The organism is Streptomyces sp. NPDC051563 (genome assembly GCF_044454225.1).
GTDB lineage: Bacteria > Actinomycetota > Actinomycetes > Streptomycetales > Streptomycetaceae > Streptomyces.
This window is the reverse complement of sequence record NZ_JBITDL010000003.1, coordinates 24,805-44,840: the sequence shown is the minus strand read 5'-3', so window position 1 is coordinate 44,840 and position 20,036 is coordinate 24,805. Positions and strand designations below refer to the sequence as shown.

The window sequence follows — 20,036 nt, the reverse complement described above, 5'->3', positions numbered from 1 at the left end:
GGTCCCGAGCGGGCACTCCCGAGCGGGCGGTCACCACCAGGCGGAGTCGAGGCGGCCTTCGATGGCGCGGAGGTTCGCACGCGCGCAGTCGACGCAGAAGTACTGTCTGGTCCCGTTCTCCACGGAGCAGGTCCAGGTGGGCGGGGCGCCGGCCGGGGACTGGGCGCCGCAGCGCGCGCAGACGACGGGCGGGGCCTCGGTTCCCGGCGGTGCCGGGTGGGGAGTCGGCTGGTCCACCTCCAGACGATATCCCCGCGGGGCCCGGTGGGCGGTCCGCAACGCACCGGGGGGACCGGGCCCCTTCGGGCCCGGTCCCCCCGGTAGGTCTTCCGAACCGTTTCCGGCTCTTAGTGCATGACGGCCATGGCCAGCGCGCGCCGGGCGCGCAGCGAGACGCGCTCGGCCCGACGCTGCATGCGCCGCGCGGCGACCAGGCGTACGGCGCGACGCTCGGCGTCGACCTCACGCATGCGGTCGTCCATATGGGCACGAGCCAGGGCTTCTGGGATGAGTTGCATTTCGCGGGTCCTGTTCTGACGCGAGGTGTTCGCGCCGGCGGTGATGAAGTCTGCGGTGGCGGCGCCGTGCGGCTGCTCGCTCGTGGTGGCGTGGGGGGACATGAGGGCCTGCTTCAGGGGGTCGCGCGTGAGGGGGCGGTCGATGGTTCCGTTGGCGGTCATGCCGCAACAACCGGGTTCTTGCGCGGACGGCCACGGGGACGCTTCCGGGCGACGACGACACCCTGGACGAAGAGCTCGCCTCCCCAGACACCCCAGGGCTCGCGGCGCTCCAGCGCACCGGCGAGGCAGGCCTCGACCAGCGGGCAGGTGCCGCAGAGGGACTTCGCGTACTCGACGTCGGCCGGGGACTCGGCGAAGAAGACCTCGGGGTCGTAGGTGCGACAGGCGACGGGCACGCCGAGGTTCTCGATGGCGTCGTCGAGCGCGGTGAGCGCGGTGAGGGGAGTCAAGGTGGAGTCCTCCGGAACTGCGGGCGGGGAGAGGGTCTGGGTCTTCGGTACGGACGGGGCGTGCGCTTCGAGTTGCACGGTGGTTTCTTCCTCGTCTTGTTCGTCTAGTCGTTCCGGCCGGTCGGCCGGGGGCGGCTGGGGTACCTCGCCCCTTCGGTCCGTCGTCCCCTGTTCGGGGACAAACAGAAGGGCCGCGGATCCCGGGTGGGGTTCCGCGGCCCTGAAGGCGCCGGTCTGATCGTCAGATCAGACTGGATCACTCCAGGGTTCGAGCCCGCGGTAGGCCCACATCAGGTGGTGCTGCTTCTTCGTCTGCTTCGTCTGGGATCCGGCACCGGCTGCGGCCGCAAAGGCATAGGCGCCATGCGCCTGGGCTTCTGCTGCCAGTACTGCCACCGGTGCCTTGGTCCGTCGCTCATTGCGCTCACTGACCGGCAGCGCAATGAGCGCGGCGGGCAGGACGGGGCTGTCAGCGCAAAGAGCGGACAGACCGGTACCCGGGAGACCGGTACCCGTGAGGGCGAGGAGCGTGGAGGAGCCGAGCGTGCAGGAAGCGGCAACCGAGCGATCGGTCATTTTGGTGGTGGTGATGAAGCTGGTCACTGGTCTCGCCTCCTCTCGGCGTCTCGGGGACTCGGCCCGGAGGCCTGGTCCCATGCGTATTCGGATAAGTACAGCACGAATCGGGGGCTTCGGAGAAGCCACCGTTTCCGTTGCTAAGAACCTATGGGGCTTCGCTGGGCATGTGCAAACTATTTTTCCGACGAGTTTCTACGCGTCGTCAGGATCTTCCGTCCCAGGGTCCTCACCTGCACAGATGGCCAGCACATCGGCTCCGTACCGCTCGAGCTTGCGGGCACCCACGCCGGAGATCATCGAGAGCTCTCCCTCCTGCGAGGGCGAGGCCTCCGCGATGGCCATCAGCGTCTTGTCCGTGAAGACGCAGTAGCCGGGCATCCCCTGCTCCTTCGCCTGGACGGCGCGCCAGTCGCGCAGCCGCTCGTAGAGCCCTTCGTCCATGTCCGAAGGGCAGTCCTCGCAGCGCATCAGCTTCAGCTCGCCGGCGTCGGTCAGCGTCTTGCGGCAGACCCGGCACACGGCGGGGCCGCGGCGGCTGCGCTTGCGGGCCCCCGGCTCGGCCGGACCGCCCGGCCTGCTTCCCGGCGCCAGGGAGCCCGGCCTCAGGCCGTTCAGGAAGCGGCTGGGGCGCCGGGACCCGCGGCCGCCCGGAGTCCGCGAGAGGGCCCAGGAGAGCGTCAGGTGGTGCCGGGCGCGGGTGACGCCGACGTAGAGGAGCCGGCGCTCCTCCTCGATCTGCTCGTCCGTCTTCGCATAGGTGATCGGGATCATGCCGTCGGTCAGGCCCACGAGGAACACGGCGTCCCACTCCAGGCCCTTCGCCGCGTGCAGCGAGGCGAGGGTGACGCCCTGGACGGTCGGGGCGTGCTGGGCGGCCTTGCGCTCGTCCAGCTCGACCGTCAGGTCGGCCAGGGTCGCGGCCGGCCTGCTGCGGGCGAAGTCCTCGGCGAGCCGGACCAGCGCGGCCAGCGATTCCCACTGGTCGCGTACGGCTCCGGAACCGGCGGGCGGTGCGCTGGTCCAGCCGGTGGAGCTGAGCACGGCCCGGACCTGGGATCCGAGCTCCACGACGTCGTCGAGCAGCCGGTCGTTGCCGCCGGAGCGGGCGGCTCCGCGCAGGGCGAGGATCGCCTTCTGGACCTCGGCGCGCTCGAAGAAGCGCTCGGCTCCGCGCAGCTGGTACGGGACTCCGGCGTCGGCGAGGGCCTGCTCGTAGACCTCGGACTGGGCGTTGATGCGGTAGAGCACGGCGATCTCCCCCGCCGGGACGCCGGCGGCCACCAGGTCGCGGACCCGGTGGGCGATGCCCTCGGCTTCGGCGGGCTCGTCGGTGTACTCGGCGTAGACCGGGTCGGGGCCGGTCTCGCGCTGGGAGACCAGCTCCAGGCGGTGCTCGGCGGCGCGGCCCCTGGCCTGAGCGAGGAGCCCGTTGGCGAGGTGGACCACCTGCGGGGTGGAGCGGTAGTCGCGGACCAGCTTGACCACGGTGGCCTGCGGGTACTTGGTGCGGAAGTTCAGCAGGTGGTCGGGGGTGGCGCCGGTGAAGGAGTAGATCGTCTGGCTGGCGTCGCCCACCACGCAGAGGGTGTCGCGCTCGCCGAGCCAGAGGTCCAGCAGCCGCTGCTGGAGCGGGCTGACGTCCTGGTACTCGTCGACGACGAAGTGCTGGTACTGGGTGCGGATCTGTTCGGCGATGTCGTGGCGGTCCTGCAGGATGCCGACGGTGAGGAGCAGCACGTCCTCGAAGTCGATCATGCCGCGGTCGCGCTTGAGCTGCTCGTACGTCCCGTAGATCTGGGCGATCTCGGCCAGGTCCCGGGGGGCCTCGCGGCCGGATTTGCGGGCGGCCGCCGGGTAGTCGGCGGGCACCGTCTGCGTGACCTTCGCCCACTCGATCTCGCCGGTGACATCGCGCAGCTCGCCCCGGTCGAGGCGGATGCGGCAGCGCGCGCCCGCCTCGGCGACGAACTGGATCTTGCGCTCCAGCAGCCGGGGCACGTCGCCGCCGACCGCTTTCGGCCAGAAGTACTGGAGCTGGCGCAGGGCGGCGGAGTGGAAGGTCCGCGCCTGCACCCCGCCCGCGCCCAGCTCGCGCAGGCGGCCGCGCATCTCGCCGGCGGCGCGGTTGGTGAACGTGACGGCCAGCACGCTCGCCGGCATCAGCTGGCCGGAGCGGACCCCGTAGGCGATGCGGTGGGTGATCGCCCGGGTCTTGCCCGTGCCGGCGCCCGCGAGCACGCACACCGGCCCGCGCAGGGTCGTCGCGACCTCGCGCTGCTCCGGGTCCAGCCCCAGGAGCACCGCGTCGGCCGAGTCGGCGCCGGGCGTGAAGGATGAGGAGTGCGTTGCTGATGTCACCCCGCCATGCTGCCAGGTCTCGCGGGGCGGCCGGGAACTTGTCCACAGGGCCGCCCCGCCGGTCGTACCGGCGCGAAATGCGGGGTCGGGGAATGGCCGCGCGGTCCCGTACGTTCGAGTACTCGGACCAACGAGCCTTCACAGAGGAGAGCGCAGCATGCAGGACACGGGCACCGTCACGATGTACAGCACGACCTGGTGCGGCTACTGCAACCGGCTGAAGAAGCAGCTGGACCGGGAAGGCATCGCCTACACCGAGATCAACATCGAGCACGACCCCGCGTCCGCGGCGTTCGTGGAGAAGGCGAACGGCGGAAACCAGACGGTTCCCACCGTCCTCGTCACCTCCCCCGCGGGCAACGAGTCGGTCATGACGAACCCGAGCCTCGCCCAGGTCAAGCAGGCCCTCGCCGCCTGACCTGCTGCGCACCCCGCACGAAAGCCCCCGCCCAGGCGGGGGCTTCTGCGTCTCCGGGGACGATCAACTGCCCTGTTGGCTTGACCCCTTGATCACATTGATCAAGGGGGAGGAATCACCACGTGAGTACGACCGCGTTCTGCATCGGCGGGGATCGGGAAGTGCGCAGGCTCGGTTTCGGTGCGATGCGCCTGCCCACGGACCCGGGCCCGGGCCGTGAGAACTCTCTCACCGCGCTCCGGCGGGCCGTCGAGCTGGGCGTCACGCTGATCGACACCGCCTCCATGTACGGCTGGGGCGCCAACGAGGAGCTGCTGGCCGAGGCCCTGCACCCTCCGCGCGGCCCGTATCCCGTCAGGTCATGCTGCCCCCAGGCCAACGGGTGAGGGCCCCCGCCGGAGCGGGGGCCCTCACCGGTGTCCGGGGTGGGCCGGGGGGCCGGGGGATGCGTCAGGCGGTCGTGGTGGGCTTCGGGAGGGGCTTGCCGTACCAGAGCTCGACCAGGCGGGCCGCGATGGAGATGCCCGCCGGCGGGAGGACCTCGCCGGCCTCGATCGCCGTGCGCAGGTCGTCGCGGGAGAACCAGCGGGCTTCCTGGATCTCGTCCCCGTCGACCTCGATGTCGAAGGTGACGGCGCGCGCCGTGAAGCCCAGCATCAGGCTGTACGGGAACGGCCAGGGCTGGCTGGCGACGTAGTCGACCTCGCCGACCTTGACGCCCGCCTCCTCCCAGACCTCGCGGATGACCGACTGCTCGATCGATTCGCCCGGTTCCACGAATCCCGCGAGGGTGGAGAAGCGGCCCTCCGGCCAGTGCACCTGCCGGCCCAGCAGCGCCCGGTCCTGGTCGTCCGTGACCAGCATGATCACGGCCGGGTCGGTCCGCGGGTAGTGCTCGGCGCCGCAGCCCGGGCAGCGGCGGATGTGACCGGCCGCCGCGACCACCGTGCGCTCGCCGCAGCGGGAGCAGAAGCGGTGCATGCGCTGCCAGTTCTCCAGCGCCACCGCGTGCACCATCAGCCCGGCGTCCCGGGGGGAGAGCAGCATGCCGGCCTCGCGCAGGCCGGCCGGGCGCGCCGACTGGTCCATGCGGCCGGGCAGCGAGTCCTTCTGCAGCGCGAAGTACCGTACGCCGTCCTCGTCGGTCCCCAGGAAGTACCGGTGGGTCTCGGTGACCGGGGCCTCGAAGGCCGGGGTCATCACGATCGCGGTGCCGCCGTCGGGGGTGTCGTCGATCAGGACCTGGCCGCCCGAGACCACGAAGACGCGGGTGCTGGGGTGGCTCCAGGCCGCGGCGAGCCACGCCTCGTCGAGGCGGTGGTGCGCGGCGCGGTCGATGCCGCTGGGCGCGGCCAGCGAGATCGGACGCTCGGACTCGGTATGGGTGCTCACAGGTACTTCCAACTCCCCCGGTGGCGGGACACAGGCAGGCTCAGCAGGACGGACGGGTGTGCGGTGGCGGTGGCGGTGGTGACGGGTGGGGCGGCGCGATCAAGCGGACGCCGGCTTCCAGTGGGCGGCCAGGTCGCCCCAGAGGTAGGCGGCCGTCTCGACCCCCTTGGTGAGCAGGTCCAGCTCGACCTTCTCGTTCGGCGAGTGCCAGCCGTCGGAGGGTACGGAGATCCCGAGGAAGAGGACGGGGGCGTCCAGCACGTCCTGGAGGTCGGCCGCCGGACCCGAACCGCCTTCGCGGGTGAAGCGGACCTTCTCGCCGAAGGCCCTGCTCATGGCGCGGACGACGGACTGCAGCGCCGGGTGGTCCAGCGGGGTCAGGCACGGCCGGGTCGGGGCGCCGAAGGTGATGGAGTGCCGGATGCCGGCCGGGACGCGTTCGTCGACCCAGGCCGTCACGGCCGTCTCGACCGCGTACGGGTCCTGCCCGGAGACCAGCCGGAACGACAGCTTCAGGTGCGCCGAGGCCGGCACGATGGTCTTGCCGCCGGGGCCCTGGTAGCCGCCGCCGATGCCGTTGACCTCGGCGGTCGGGCGGGCCCAGACGCGCTCCAGGGTGGAGTACCCGGCCTCGCCCGATGCCGCGTACGACTTGGCCGTACGGAGCCACTCGGCCTCGTCGAAGGGGAGCTCGGCGATCAGCTGGCGCTCCGCGTCCGTGAGCTCGGCGATGTTGTCGTAGAAGCCGGGGATCGTGACCCGCTCGTCCGCGTCGTGCAGGGCCGCGACGAGGCGGGCCGCGACGGTGGCCGGATTGGGCACGGCGCCCCCGAAGGCACCCGAGTGGATGTCCTGGTCGGGGCCGAACAGGTCGATCTCGCAGTCCGCGACGCCGCGCATGCCGGTGCAGACGGTGGGGGTGGTCTCGGACCACATGCCGGTGTCGGACACGATCACGACATCGGCGGCGAGGCGGGCCGCCTCGCGCTCCACGAGCGCGCGGAAGTGCGGAGAGCCCGACTCCTCCTCGCCCTCGACGATCAGCTTGAGGTGCACGGCGGGGGCGGACGCGCCGGTCGCGGCCAGGTGGGCCCGGACGCCGAGGGTGTGGAAGAAGACCTGGCCCTTGTCGTCGGCGGCGCCGCGCCCGTACATCCGGCCGTCCTTGATCACCGGCTCGAACGGGTCGGTGTGCCAGCCGTCCGCGAGGGCGGCGGGCTGCACGTCGTGGTGCCCGTACACGAGGACGGTCGGGGCGGCCGGATCCTCGCTCGGCCACTCCGCGAAGACGGCGGGCGCGCCGGCCGTCTGCCAGACCTCGGCGACCGGGAAACCGGTCTCCTTGAGCTTCGCGGCCAGCCAGTCCGCGCTACGCCGTACGTCGTCCGCGTGCTCGGGCTGGGCCGAGACGGAGGGGATGCGCAGCCAGTCGGCGAGGTCGTCGAGGAAGGCCGCGCGGTGTGTGTCGATGTACGTGCGGACGACGCTGTCCGCCGGGGTGTCGCTCATGCCCACGAGCCTAGCCGTCCGTTCGACGGTCACCTTCCGTGTCCGTTTTGCCTTGGAGGATCTGCTCAAGGCGGGCGCGGTCGGGGAGGTTGCGGGGGCGGATGACGCGGCCGCTGCGGACGTGCAGGAACACGGCCGTGACCCGGGCGAGGGGGGTGTTCGTGGCTTCGGCCCAGGCCAGGCGGTAGACGGCCAGCTGGAGGGGGTCGGCCTCGGTGGTGCGGCCGGTCTTCCAGTCGACGATCTCGTAGCCGCCGGCGTCGGTGGCCGTGTCTGCGGCCGTGTCTGTGTCCTTGGCCGCAGCCGTGTCCGTGTCCGTGGTGCGGTAGACGGCGTCGATCCGGCCTCGGATCACCCGGCCGGCGAGGGTGAGCTGGACCGGGACCTCCATGCGGTACGGGGTCCGGTCGGCGTACGGGCTCCGCTCGAAGGCCGCCTTGAGGGATTCGAGGTCGGCCTCGTCGGCGATGTCCTGGTCGGAGGCGTCCCCTCCGGGGGGCTGGGCCCCGGGGAGGTCGGTGAGGGGGTCGAGGACGTCGAGGTGGGGCAGCGGGAGCTCCTCGAACCGGGACTCGACCCAGGCGTGGAACCGGGTGCCCTGGCGGGCGGCGGGCTGCGGGGGCTTGGGCATGGGGCGGGCGAGGTCGCGTACGAAGCCCTGCTCGTCGGAGGCGAGGCGGAGCAGCTGGCTGGCGGACAGCGCGGACGGGAGCTCCACGTCGCGGACCGCCTCGCGGGCGCGGCGGAGCTCACCCTCCAGGGCGTCGAGGTCACGGTCCCAGGAGGCGATGGCCCGGGCCTCCTCGGGGGTGAGGCGGGCCGTCTGCCGTCCGGCGGCGGGGCCGTCCTCGGGCCACAGGTCCTCGTCACCGCCGAGCGCGCTGGGGCGCGGCCGGGGGGTGGCGCGGTCCCCGTCCTCGAACTCGGGCCACAGGTCCTCGTTGCCCGCGGGCGCGGTGGGGCGCGGCCGGGGGGTGGAGTCGGCCCAGGCGCCGGAACCGTCCTCCGGCCACAGGTCCTGGCTGCCGGCGCCGGGCGCGGCCCAGGCTTGGTCCCCGTCGTCCGGCCACAGGTCGTCGGGGGGTGGGGGGGCTTCTTCTTCCCCCACCCCGCCCCTTCCCGAAACCGGGGCTGCGCCCCGGGCCCCCTGCGGGCCTCCGCCTGCGGCGGGCACGGCCCGTCCGGGCACGCCCGGACCCGTCCGGGCCTGCGGCCGGCCGTCCGCGCCGGCCGGTCCGTCCACCGGGTCCGGCCACGGGCCGTCCATCGCCGCGGGCCCGTCGGGCCCTGTCGGCCACGGGGTGGCCGCAGACGCTGGGGTATCCGCCGGGTCCGGCCCCAGGGTGCCTTCAGAGGCATCCGCCCGGTCCGGGTCCGGGGTGGCGGCCGTCGCCGACACGTCGGCACCTGCCCAGCGCGAAGTGGCCGCAGACGCCGAGCCATCCGCCGGGTACGGCCCCGGGGTGGCGGCGGTTGCCGACTCGTCGGCACCTGCCCGCTGCGGAGTGGCCGCGGACGCGGAGGTATCCGTCGGGTCCGGGGTGGCGGCGGTTGCCGACCCGTCGGCGCCTGCCCGCTGCGGGGTGGGCGTGGTCGCGGAGGCGTCCCCCGGGTCCGGGGAGGCCGCCGTCGCCGACACGTCGGCGCCTGCCCGCTGCGAGGCGGACGCGGAGGCATCCGCCCGGTCCGGGTCCAGGGTGGCCGCCGTCGCCGACCCATCGGCACCTGCCCGCTGCGCGGTGGGCGTGGTCGCGGAGGCGGTCGCGGGGTGCGGCGGCCAGGGGGTGGGTGTCGGGGCCGGGTAGGGGGGTTCCTCGTCGTAGGCGGGGTCTTCGCAGTGGGGGGGCCAGAGGTAGGGGTCCGGCTCCGGTGGGGTCGGGCGGGGTGGGTGGAGGTAGGACTCGACCAGGGTGGCGGCCTCGCGGCGGAGGGCGAGGGAGGCGGGGTCCAGGGGGAGGGGCCAGGAGTGGTCCGGGGTGGTGTCCGTGGACAGGGACGGGTTTTCGGCGTCGGGCTCCGGGGCGTCGGCCCAGGCTTCGATCTCGCCGTGGCCCGCGGCGCAGTGCTCGTACAGGGCGGTCAGGAACGCGGACGGGCCGCGCGGCTTCTTCTGCGTCGGGCCCCACCAGTGGCCGGAGGCCAGGAGGAGGGAGCGCGGGCGGGTGAAGGTGACGTAACCGAGGCGGAGTTCCTCGACGGCCTTGTGGGACTTGAGGGCCGACTTGAAGGAGCGCAGGCCCGGCGAGGTCCATTCCGGGGTGGGCGGGAGGGTCGGCGCGTCCCCGCGCAGGGCGTACGGGAGGACCTTCGCGTACGAGGTCCAGGCCTCCGGGGCCTTCTCCTTCGGGAAGGAGCCGGCGGAGAGGTCGGGGACCACCACCACGTCCCATTCCAGGCCCTTGGACTTGTGGGCCGTCAGGACCTTGACCGTGTTCTCGCCGCCGGGAAGTGCGTGGTCCAGGCCCTTCTCGTACTGGGCCGCCGTGCGCAGGAAGCCGAGGAAGGCGAGGAGGGAGGCCTCCCCGTCCAGGGAGGCGAAGCCGGCCGCCACGTCCATGAAGCTCGACAGGGTCTCCCGGCGGCGGGCCGCCAGCGCGTGCGGGGACGAGGCCAGCTCAACGTCGAGGCCGGTCGTCGCCAGGACCCGGTGCAGTACGTCCATCAGCGGGTCGGAGAGGGAACGCCGCAGGTCGCGCAGTTCCTGGGCGAGGTGTGCGAAGCGGACCCGGGCGGCCGCGGAGAAGGGCAGCCGGTCGGGGGCGGACTGGCCCGCGCCGTCCAGGAAGGTTTCGAGGGCGTCGGCCAGCGACACGATCTCCGCCGGGTCCACGCCCTCCACGGCCGCCGCGAGGCGGTCGTCGTCCGAGGAGGACGAGTGGGAGGAGCGGGAGATCAGGGTGCGGGCGCGGCGGCCCAGCAGGGCCAGGTCGCGGGCGCCGATGCGCCAGCGCGGCCCGATGAGCAGCCGGACGAGCGCGGCATTGGCGCCCGGGTCCTGGAGGACCTCGCAAACGGCGACGAGGTCCGCGACCTCGGGGAGGTGGAGGAGGCCGGACAGGCCGACGACCTCGACGGGCACGTCGCGTTCGACCAGGACCGCCTGGATCCGTGCGAAGTCGCCGCCCGAACGGCACAGGACGGCGATCTCGCGCGGCTCCGTACCGGTGCGGACCAGGTGGGCGACGGAGTCCGCGATCCAGTCGAGCTCCTGCGCGTGGGTCTCCAGCAGGGCGCACCGGACCGAGCCGTCGCGCTCCGCGCCCGGGGCGGGGCGCAGGGCCTCGACGCCCTCGTGCAGGGCGCGCAGCGGGGCGGCGAGCTCGTTGGCCAGGTCCAGGAGGCGGCCGCCGCTGCGCCGGTTCTCGCTGAGGGAGAACCGGGTGGCGGGGCTGCCGTCGGCGTAGGGGAAGTGCTCGGGGAAATCGTCGAGGTTCGCCACGGAGGCGCCGCGCCAGCCGTAGATGGCCTGGCAGGGGTCGCCGACGGCGGTCACGGCGTGGCCGGTCCCCCCGCCGAACAGCCCGGAGAGCAGGAGCCGCTGGGCGACCGAGGTGTCCTGGTACTCGTCGAGCAGCACCACGCGGAACTCCTCGCGCAGCAGGGCTCCGACCTCGGGGCGGGTGGTGGCGAGCCGGGCGGAGAGGGCTATCTGGTCGCCGAAGTCGAGGAGGTCGCGGGAGCGCTTGGCCGCGCGGTAGCGCTCGGTCAGCTCGAGGAGTTCGAGGCGGCCGCGGACCGCCTCGGGGACCTTGCGCAGGTCTTCGTTGCTCAGCTTCACGTCCGCGAGGGCGGAGAGGAGCTCCGTGTCGTACGCGCGCAGCCGCTCGGGGGGTACGAGGTGCTCGGAGAGCTCTCCGTCCTGCGCGAGGAGGTCGCTGACCAGGTCGGGAACCGATTTGGTCAGGGCGGGGTACGGGCCCGGGGCCTCGCGGAGCACCCGGGCGGCGAGCTGGAAGCGGGTGGCATCGGCGAGCAGCCGGGCGCTGGGCTCCAGACCGATGCGCAGGCCGTGGTCCTTGAGGAGCTGTCCGGCGAAGGCGTGGTACGTGGAGATGCGCGGCTCGCCGCCCGCGGAGTCGGCCTCGGCCGGGGAGGGGTCCGGGTCGCTGATCCCGGCCCGTGCGAGGGCGGTCCGTACCCGCTCGGCGAGCTCGCCCGCGGCCTTGTTCGTGAAGGTCAGACCGAGGACCTGCTCGGGTGCGACCGCGCCGGTGCCGACCAGCCAGACCACGCGGGCGGCCATGACGGTGGTCTTGCCGGAGCCGGCGCCCGCCACGATGACCTGCGGGGCGGGCGGGGCGGTGATGCAGGCCATCTGCTCGGGCGTGAAGGGGATCCCCAGGAGCTCCTTGAGCTGCTCGGGATCGGTCAGGACCTGTGGGCGCTGGGGCGTGGGGCCCTGGTGGGCGGGGCCCTGGTGGGCTGACGGACGTGCGGGCACCTGAAAAGGCTAGCCGCCCGCACCGACAGTCCCCGCCGCGCTGGCCTCCGGCGGGGGGGGAGCTCGGGTGGTGGCACCGGCCATGCGGGGTTGCCCTGCGGGGCGGAGTCCCCTACCCGCCCTTCCACCGTTCCCCGGGCTCCGCCCGGACCCGCGCCTCAAACGCCGGCGAGGCTGGGGTGTCCCCGGGCGCTACCCGGAGCCCGGTCCTCAAGCGCCGGACGGGCTGGGAGAGGTCCCGGGCTGCGCCCGGACCCCCTGGGGCTCCGCCCCAGACCCCGCTCCTCAAACGCCGGCGAGGCTGGATTGTGCCGCTCCGCGGCAAACCAGCCCGCCCCGCGCACATCCAGCCGAACGCCGGCCACAATCAGCCCCTCCGGCGTTTGAGGAGCGGGGGCCCGGGGGCTGGCCCCCGGCAACGGCGCCGCACCCGGCAACGGGTCCGGGCAAAGCCCGGGGAACGGGCGAAGGGCGGGTAGGGGACCTTGCCCCGCAGGGCCCACCCAGCCGCACCGGCGTACCCGGGGCCGGGGACCTCCGCCGCACCGGCGTGCCCGGGTGCTCGGCTGCCGCTCCGGCGTGGGTCGCGCGGCCTACTCCACCGTCTGGCGGCCCTCCGGGCGGGCGCTGCACGAGGCGCGGAAGGAGCAGTGGTCGCAGTGCTTGCCCAGGGCGGGGGCGAAGCGCTCGTCGAGGACCCGGCCGGCGGCGGTGGCGAGCAGGTCGCCGACCCAGGCACCGGGGGCGCCCCCCTCCAGAGCCTGCTGCGCCTGGATCTTGGGCACCGTGTCGCCGCCGTCGCGCTGGGCGGCGCCCTGGCGCAGCTGGACGAGTTCGGCACCGCCCGGCGCGGGCCGCAGGCCGTCGAAGACCTCGTCGACGGCGCCCTCGCGCACGGCGAGCTGGTACACGGCGAGCTGCGGGTGGCGTTCGACCTCCTTGGCGGTCGGCGCGGACTTGCCGGTCTTGAAGTCGACGACGTACGCGCGGCCCTGCGCGTCCGCCTCGACCCGGTCCATGGAACCGCGCACCCGGACGGCATACTCCCCCGCTTCGAGGGTGACGTCGAAGTCGTGCTCGGTGGCCACGGTCTCCCGGCCCCCGCGGTCGGTGGTGTGCCAGCGCAGGAAGCGCTCCAGGGCGGCGCGGGCGTTGTCCTTCTCCTGGCGGGACTTCCAGGGGGCGTCGAAGGCGAGCGAATCCCAGACGGAATCGAGGCGTTCCATGAGGACGGCGAGGTCGGCGGGGGTGCGGCCGGAGGCGACCTCGTCGGCGAGGACGTGGACGACGTTGCCGAAGCCCTGGGCTGCGGTGGAGGGGGCGTCGGCCTTGACCTCGCGGCCCAGGAACCACTGGAGGGAACAGGTGTTGGCGAGCTGCTCCAGGGCGGAGCCGGACAGGGCGACGGGGTGGTCGCGGTCGCGGAGCGGGACGCTGCTGCGGGTGGGCTCGTACAGCCCCCACCAGCGCTGCGGGTTCGCGGCCGGGACCAGCGGGCGGTCCTCGTCGTCGGTGAGCACGGCGAGCCGGGCGAGGCGCCGGGCGGCGGCGTCGCGCAGGGCGGGCGAGGCGTCGGGGTCGACGGTGGTGGCGCGGAGTTCCGCGACGAGCGCGGGGACGGCGAGCGGGCGGCGGGGGCGGCCGGTGACGTCCTTGACGGGGACGCCGAGCTCGGTGAGGAGGCGGGAGGGCTGGTCGCCGTCCTCGGCGGGGGCCTTGACCGCGGTGACGACGAGGCGCTCGCGGGCGCGGGTGGCGGCTACGTAGAAGAGCCGGCGCTCCTCGGCGAGGAGCGCGCCCGGGGTGAGGGGTTCGGCGAGGCCGTCGCGGCCGATGCGGTCGGCTTCGAGGAGGGAGCCGCGGCGGCGCAAGTCGGGCCAGAGCCCTTCCTGGACGCCCGCGACGACGACGAGTCCCCACTCCAGGCCCTTGGAGCGGTGCGCGGTCATGAGGCGGACGGCTTCGCGGCGGACGGCGCGGGGGGTGAGGGTGTCTCCGGCGATGTCCTCGGCCTCGAGCTGTTCGAGGAAGTTCAGGGCGCCGCGGCCGCCGGTACGTTCCTCCGCGCGGGCGGCGGTCTCGAAGAGCGCGCAGACGGCGTCGAGGTCGCGGTCGGCGTTGCGGCCGGCGGGGCCGCCGCGGCGGGCGTTGCGTTCCAGCCGCTGTGGCCAGGGGGTGCCGTCCCAGAGGGTCCACAGGACCTCCTCGGCGGTGCCGCCACCCGCGAGGAGCTCGCGGGCCTTGCGCAGCAGCAGGCCGAGGCGTTGTGCTCCGCGGGCGTAGGCGGGGTCGTGGGCGACGAGCCGCTCGGGCTCCGCGAGGGCTCTGGCGAGCAGCACGTCGGAGGGGGCGGGGGTCTTGACCCCCGCGGCCCGCTCCTCGTCGCGCAGCGCGCGGCCGAGGCGGCGCAGGTCGGCGGCGTCCATCCCGCCGAGCGGCGAGGCCAGCAGCACGAGCGCGGCCTCGACCCCGATCCACCCGTCCCCGGCGGTGTCGCCTGCGGCGGCCCTTCCCGACGGGGCAGCCCCGCCCGTCCCGGCGCCTGCGGCGCCGGATGCACCGCCGACTCCGTCGGACGGCCCGGCCGGTGCCGCGTCCGGGGTGTCGGCGGAGCCGGACGGCGCCGTAGCGGGGGAAGCACCCCGCCCACCCGCCCCAAAGTTGCGAGCAAGCTCGCCCGCACCGGCGCCTGCGGCGCCCGATGCCTCCCCGACCCCGTCGGGCAGCCCGGCCCGTACCGCGTCCTGGGTGTCGGCGGAGCCGGACGTACCGGTGCCGTCTCCGGCGGCGGGTGAGGTGTCCCGCCCACCCGCCCCAAAGTTGTGAGCAGACTCGCCCACACCGGCGCCTGCGGCGCCCGACGCCTCCCCGACCCCGTCGGACAGCCCGGCCCGTACCGCGTCCTGGGTGTCGGCGGAGCCGGACGTACCGGTGCCGGCTCCGGCGGCGGGTGAGGTGTCCCGCCCACCCGCCCCAAAGTTGCGAGCAAGCTCGCCCGTACCGACGTCCGCGCCGGGGAAAGCACCCCGCCCGCCCACCCCAGAGCTGCGAGCAGGCTCGCCCACATCGGCGCCTGCGGCGCCCGACACGGCCTCGGCCCCGCCCGGGTCAGCGGCGGAGGCAGGCACGGCCGGGCCGGACGGCTCGGTGCCGCCTGCAGCGGCGGGAGTGGCACCCGTGGCGGCGGGACCGACCGTGGGGGCGCCGGACGTGGCCTCGGCTTCAGCCGCGGCGGCAGCGGAGGCGGGTGCGGGTGCCGGGGAGGCGGTGGGTGGGGGGAGGGCGGATTCGGCGAGGGTGCGGAGGGCTGTGAGGAGGGGGGATATGGCCGGCTCGTGGCGGAGGGGGGAGTCCGTGCCGTCGGTTTCGGCCGGGACTCCCGCTGCGATCAGGGCGCGGCGCATCTGCGGGAGGGTGCGGCCGCCCGCGCGGACCAGGACGGCCATGTCCTGCCAGGGCACGCCCTCTTCCAGGTGGGCCCGGCGCAGGATGTCGGCGATGTTGTCCAGTTCCGCGCCGGCGGTGGGGTAGGTGAACACCTCGACGCGGCCGCCCTCGCGGGTCGAGGCGAGCGCGCGGTGGGCCCGTACCGCCGCCGAGGGCAGGCGCGGCAGCGCCATGCGGGTGGTGAGGTGGCGGGTGGCGGCCAGGAGGGCCGAGGAGGAGCGGCGGGAGGTGGTGAGGGCGCGGACCTCGGCTCCGGGGAAGGAGGTCTCGAAGTCGAGGATGTTGTTGATGTCCGCGCCGCGGAAGGCGTAGATCGACTGGTCGGGGTCGCCGAAGGCGGTCAGCCTGCCGGCGGGTCCGGCCAGGGCGCGCAGCAGGCGCAGCTGGGAGGCGTCGGTGTCCTGGTACTCGTCCACGTAGATCACGTCGTACAGGGACGAGAGCGAGGGGGTGCGTTCCGCCAGGAGGACGGCGCGGTGGAGGAGTTCCGCGTAGTCCAGGGTGCCCTGGAGGTCCAGGACGTCGAGGTACTCGGCGAGGAAGGCCGCCGCCGCCTTCCAGTCCGGCCGGCCCAGGCGGGTCGCGAAGTCGGAGAGGGCTCCGGGGCCCAGGCCCAGTTCGCGGGCGCGGGCGAGCACCGCGCGGACCTCGTCCGCGAAGCCGCGCGTGGTCAGCGCGGCCCGCAGGTCGTCCGGCCAGCGGATCGAGCGGATCCGGCGCTGGCCTTCGAGGAGGGTGCGGACCATGACGTCCTGCTCCGGGCCGGAGAGGAGGCGCAGCGGGTCCGCGAAGAGTTCGGTGTCCTGGTGGGAGCGGACCAGTCCGTAGCAGAAGGAGTGGAAGGTGGTGGCCTGCGGGGCGCGCGCCCCGCCGAGCCGCAGGGCGGTGCGGTCGCGCAGTTCGACCGCGGCCTTGCGGCTGAAGGTGAGGATCAGGACGCGTGCGGGGTCGGTCCCGGACTCCACGCGGGCCGCGACCGCCTCGACCAGCGTGGTCGTCTTTCCGGTGCCCGGTCCGGCCAGGACCAGCAGCGGACCGCCGGTGTGCTCAACCACCGCGCGCTGCGCTGCGTCCAGCACAGGAGGATCCACCCGCTCCGCACCGGTACGCACCAGGCGGTACGCGTCCGGGGTCCGCGCACGCCGCCGCTCGGTGCGGTGGCCGTCGGAGGAAGAGGTGTTCACGTGGGGTGCCGGTCCTGGTGGGTCTGCCGTTGCGGCGGTCGCTGCCGCAGCGGTTGCTGCTGTGGTGACGGCCCGGGCGGTGGCCGCGGCCGAAGCCTGAGCCCTGGCCCAAGCCGGAGCCTGAGCCCCGGCCGGAGCCGGAGCCCCGGCCGAAACGGCGGCCTGCGCCGAAGCCGAAGAGGCAACGCTACGGCACTGCGCGCGGCGGGCGCAGTTTCCCCGGTACTGCCGACCTCACTGCCATCCGGTCCCACGCGTCCCCCGTACGGGGCTTCGCACGTCCCTTCGACCACCCGTGCGGGCCTCGCATGGCCGAAGCTGTCACATGTGACCTTCGTCCCGCGCTGCGTCCGCGCCGTCCCCGTCCCAGCGCGCCCGCCGCATATCGAGCCGCGGTTCGCCGTCGCCGGTCAGACGCAGCGGGGTGGCCTCCGCGCGGTAGTTCTCCAGCGCCCGCAGCTCGCTGCCGGGCAGCGGGCGGCCGTCGGCCCGCACCACCCGCCACCAGGGCACGGCTCCCCCGTACAGGGCCATGACGCGGCCCACTTGGCGGGGGCCGCCCTCCCCGAGCCACTCCGCGACATCGCCGTACGTCATCACCCGGCCGGGCGGAATCCGCTCGGCCGCCTCCAGCACCCGCTCCGCGTACGCGGGCAGCTCTTCGCTCATTCGGCCCATGGTGCCGCACCGGACCGACAGGGGAGCGGCAAGCGCGTGGAGGCCCGTGTTCCGGACCGGCTCGCACCCTGCTGCCCCCCGCGGCCGCCGGTCCGTGCCACCATCTTCCGGGCGGTGACGCGTGATACGTGATCAAGAAGAGACGGAAGTGACGGGAAGGGAGCAGGGTGTGAGTCCTCCGGACGGCGCGGCGACGAACGACGGCGCGCGCTCAGACGAAGCCCCGCCACCGGGTCGCGAGGACGATATGCACGCCGGCTTGCCCTTGCCCCTGTCTCCGGAAGCGGAAGCGAACGCGGACGCGGACGCTGAAGCGGCACCGCCACCGGCGCCGGCACCGCCACCGGTGCAGAAGCCGGCCCCCGCCCCGGCCCCCGACGACGTCGAGGCCCCGCACGGTCACACCCCGACGGCCGCCGACCAGGTGGAGGTCGACGAGCCGCTGCTCGCCGCCCGCGTGCACCGCCCCTCCGACCTCGTACGCCTCCTCGTCGGGGTCCTCGGCATCGCCGTCGTCCTCGGCATCGCCGCCTTCGCCCACGGCACCACCGCGGGTCTGGAGGCCGACATCAGCAACGGCACCGGGCAGGCGCCCGACGTGCTGATCAAGGTCGCCGGTCTGGTGTCGAGCATCGCCGTGCTCCTCGTCCCGGTGGCCTTCGCCATCGAGCGGCTGATCAAGCGCGACGGGCTGCGCATCGCCGACGGCGTGCTCGCCGCCGTCCTCGCGCACGGGGTGACCCTCGCCACGGACCTGTGGGTCTCCCAGGGCGCCCCCGAGACCATCCAGGAAGCCCTCACCCGCCCCACCGGGGCCGGCGGGGCCCTCACCGATCCGGTGCACGGCTACCTCGCGCCCGTGATCGCGTACATGACCGCCGTCGGGATGACCCGGCGCCCGCGCTGGCGCGTCGCGCTGTGGGTGGTCCTGCTGCTGGACGCCTTCGCGATGCTGGTCGGCGGCTACACCACCCCCTTCTCGATCATCCTGACCGTGCTGATCGGCTGGAGCGTCGCGTACGGAACCCTGTACGCGGTCGGCTCGCCGAACGTCCGCCCCACCGGGCAGAACCTCCTCGCGGGCCTGCGCCGGGTCGGCTTCCAGCCGGTCAGCGCGATGCGCGCCGAGTCCCCGGAAGGCGGCGACAGCACCGAGGTCAGCGACCGCGGGCGGCGCTACCACGTCACCCTGGAGGACGGCCCGCCGCTCGACGTCACCGTCGTGGACCGGGAGCAGCAGGCCCAGGGCTTCTACTACCGGGTCTGGCGCCGCCTCACGCTGCGCGGGATCACCACCCGGCGCAGTCTGCAGTCGCTGCGCCAGGCGCTGGAGCAGGAGGCGCTGCTCGCGTACGCGGCCATCGCGGCCGGCGCCAACGCGCCCAAGCTCATCGCCACCTCCGAGCTGGGTCCGGACGCCGTGATGCTCGTCTACGAGCACCTGGGCGGCCGGAGCCTGGACTCGCTGGCCGACGAGGAGATCACCGACGAGCTGAGCCGCAACGCCTGGCAGCAGGTACGGGCCCTGCAGTCGCGGCGGATCGCGCACCGGCGGCTCACCGGGGACGCCCTCGTGGTGGATCGTTCCGGCAGCGGCAGCGACGGCGCCCCGGCGGGCACCATCACCCTGACCGATCTGCGCGGCGGCGAGATCGCGGCCGGCGACCTCGTGCTGCGCATGGACATCGCGCAGCTGCTCACCACCCTCGGCCTGCGGGTCGGCGCCGAGCGTTCGGTGGCCTCGGCGGTGTCGGTGCTCGGCCCGGACGCGGTGGCGGACTGTCTGCCGCTGCTCCAGCCGATCGCGCTGAGCCGCTCCACCCGGGCCACGCTGCGCAAGCAGGCGCGGGAGCGGGCGGACCGGGAGCGGGAGGCCGTACTGGAGTCCTCGCGGGCGGCGAAGGCCGCGCGCGGGGCGGACTCCGCCTCGTCCTCGGCGCGCTCGGCCATCGGCAAGGTCGAGAAGAAGGCCGAGAAGAAGGCCCTGGACGACGCGCTCGACGGGGCCCGCGAGGAGGATCTGCTGAGCCAGATCCGCCAGCAGGTGCTGCTGATCCGTCCGCAGGCGCCGGTGGAGCCGGCCCGGCTGGAGCGGATCCGGCCGCGCACGCTCGTGTCGTTCATCGCCGGTGCGTTCGGCGCGTACTTCCTGGTCACGCAGATCGCGCACGTCGACTTCGCCACCACGATCGGCGATGCGCAGTGGGGCTGGGTCGGGGTGGCGCTCGCCTTCTCGGCGCTCACCTATTTCGCGGCGGCGATGAGCCTGCTGGGCTTCGTGCCCGAGCGGGTGCCGTTCCTGCGGACCGTACTGGCCCAGGTCGCCGGTTCCTTCGTGAAGCTGGTGGCTCCGGCGGCGGTCGGCGGGGTCGCGCTGAACACCCGCTTCCTCCAGCGGGCCGGCATCCGGCCGGGGCTGGCGGTGGCCAGTGTGGGCGCCTCGCAGCTGTTCGGGCTGGCGAGCCACATCCTGCTGCTGCTGTCCTTCGGCTATCTGACGGGCACCGAGAAGACCCCCGAGATGACCCCGTCGAGGACGGTCATCGCGGGTCTGCTGACGGTGGCCGTGCTGGTGCTGGTGGTCACGGCCGTGCCCTTCCTGCGCAAGTTCGTGGCCACCCGGGTGCGGGCCCTGTTCGCGGGAGTGGTCCCGCGCATGCTGGACGTGCTCCAGCGGCCGCAGAAGCTGCTGACCGGCATCGGCGGGATGCTGCTGCTGACGGGCTGCTTCGTGATGTGCCTGGACGCCTCGATCCGTGCCTTCGGCGGCGGCGAGGACATCAGCTACGCGAGCATCGCGGTGGTCTTCCTGGCCGGCAACGCCCTGGGTTCGGCCGCGCCGACGCCGGGCGGCATCGGAGCGGTGGAGGGCGCCCTGACCCTGGGCCTGGTCGCGGCGGGGCTGGACGGCCAGGTGGCGTTCTCGGCGGTGCTGCTGTTCCGCGTGGTGACCTTCTGGCTGCCGGTGCTGCCGGGATGGATCTCCTTCAACTTCCTGACCCGCAAGGAAGCGATCTGAATCCCCCGGCGGTCCGCATACTCCGGGCGGTCCGCATACTC

At 74.1% G+C, this 20,036-nt stretch carries 12 protein-coding genes and 1 pseudogene; 3 read left to right on the top strand and 10 right to left on the bottom strand.

What is annotated here, in order from left to right:
* Positions 1-30: 30 nt before the first annotated feature.
* From ACIA8F_RS04395 to ACIA8F_RS04375, 5 genes are all read right to left on the bottom strand, one after another.
* Entirely contained in the window at positions 31-237 is a 207-nt protein-coding gene (locus ACIA8F_RS04395; RefSeq protein WP_243336061.1) for a hypothetical protein, read from the bottom strand.
* A 110-nt stretch (positions 238-347) separates the two neighbouring features.
* On the bottom strand, positions 348-680 hold the full coding sequence (locus ACIA8F_RS04390; RefSeq protein ID WP_399376679.1) for a hypothetical protein: 333 nt from the start codon (positions 678-680) through the stop codon (positions 348-350).
* Positions 677-1,048, bottom strand: coding sequence for a WhiB family transcriptional regulator (locus ACIA8F_RS04385; protein WP_214949242.1), 372 nt, complete (start codon positions 1,046-1,048; stop codon positions 677-679). The genes ACIA8F_RS04390 and ACIA8F_RS04385 overlap by 4 nt, the downstream gene beginning before the upstream one ends.
* A 168-nt stretch (positions 1,049-1,216) precedes the next feature.
* Positions 1,217-1,627, bottom strand: coding sequence for a hypothetical protein (locus ACIA8F_RS04380; protein WP_399376678.1), 411 nt, complete (start codon positions 1,625-1,627; stop codon positions 1,217-1,219).
* 114 nt (positions 1,628-1,741) lie between these two features.
* Complete coding sequence (locus tag ACIA8F_RS04375; protein WP_399376677.1) at positions 1,742-3,907, bottom strand: ATP-dependent DNA helicase UvrD2; 2,166 nt, start codon at positions 3,905-3,907, stop codon at positions 1,742-1,744.
* Positions 3,908-4,064: 157 nt separating this feature from the next.
* On the opposite strand from ACIA8F_RS04375, the gene ACIA8F_RS04370 reads away from it, so the two are divergent.
* Together ACIA8F_RS04370 and ACIA8F_RS04365 are read left to right on the top strand one after the other, a co-directional pair.
* Positions 4,065-4,325, top strand: coding sequence for a mycoredoxin (locus tag ACIA8F_RS04370; protein ID WP_399376676.1), 261 nt, complete (start codon positions 4,065-4,067; stop codon positions 4,323-4,325).
* Between the two features lie 122 nt (positions 4,326-4,447).
* A pseudogene (locus ACIA8F_RS04365) lies at positions 4,448-4,660 on the top strand (aldo/keto reductase); the annotation flags it as partial.
* A 115-nt stretch (positions 4,661-4,775) separates the two neighbouring features.
* Here the strand turns inward: ACIA8F_RS04365 and nudC are convergent.
* The 5 genes from nudC to ACIA8F_RS04340 form a co-directional block, all read right to left on the bottom strand.
* Entirely contained in the window at positions 4,776-5,729 is a 954-nt protein-coding gene (nudC, locus tag ACIA8F_RS04360) for an NAD(+) diphosphatase (RefSeq protein WP_399376675.1), read from the bottom strand.
* Between the two features lie 87 nt (positions 5,730-5,816).
* Positions 5,817-7,226, bottom strand: a complete 1,410-nt coding sequence (locus ACIA8F_RS04355; protein WP_399376674.1) for a dipeptidase — start codon at positions 7,224-7,226, stop codon at positions 5,817-5,819.
* A gap of 10 nt (positions 7,227-7,236) precedes the next feature.
* Positions 7,237-11,598 (bottom strand): UvrD-helicase domain-containing protein, encoded by a 4,362-nt coding sequence (locus tag ACIA8F_RS04350; RefSeq protein ID WP_399376982.1) that lies wholly within the window; start codon positions 11,596-11,598, stop codon positions 7,237-7,239.
* Between the two features lie 662 nt (positions 11,599-12,260).
* Positions 12,261-16,298, bottom strand: a complete 4,038-nt coding sequence (locus ACIA8F_RS04345; RefSeq protein WP_399376673.1) for a UvrD-helicase domain-containing protein — start codon at positions 16,296-16,298, stop codon at positions 12,261-12,263.
* A 321-nt stretch (positions 16,299-16,619) separates the two neighbouring features.
* Positions 16,620-16,967, bottom strand: coding sequence for an MGMT family protein (locus ACIA8F_RS04340; RefSeq protein WP_399376671.1), 348 nt, complete (start codon positions 16,965-16,967; stop codon positions 16,620-16,622).
* A gap of 130 nt (positions 16,968-17,097) precedes the next feature.
* Here ACIA8F_RS04340 and ACIA8F_RS04335 point away from each other — a divergent pair, with 130 nt between their 5' ends.
* Complete coding sequence (locus ACIA8F_RS04335; RefSeq protein WP_399376670.1) at positions 17,098-19,995, top strand: YbhN family protein; 2,898 nt, start codon at positions 17,098-17,100, stop codon at positions 19,993-19,995.
* Positions 19,996-20,036 lie beyond the last annotated feature (41 nt).

Coding starts and splice junctions, on each gene's coding strand:
- ACIA8F_RS04390 (WP_399376679.1), bottom strand. CDS start 680: ATGACCGCCAACGGAACCATCGACCGCCCCCTCACGCGCGACCCCCTG.
- ACIA8F_RS04380 (WP_399376678.1), bottom strand. CDS start 1,627: ATGGGACCAGGCCTCCGGGCCGAGTCCCCGAGACGCCGAGAGGAGGCG.
- ACIA8F_RS04370 (WP_399376676.1), top strand. CDS start 4,065: ATGCAGGACACGGGCACCGTCACGATGTACAGCACGACCTGGTGCGGC.
- ACIA8F_RS04355 (WP_399376674.1), bottom strand. CDS start 7,226: ATGAGCGACACCCCGGCGGACAGCGTCGTCCGCACGTACATCGACACA.
- ACIA8F_RS04340 (WP_399376671.1), bottom strand. CDS start 16,967: ATGAGCGAAGAGCTGCCCGCGTACGCGGAGCGGGTGCTGGAGGCGGCC.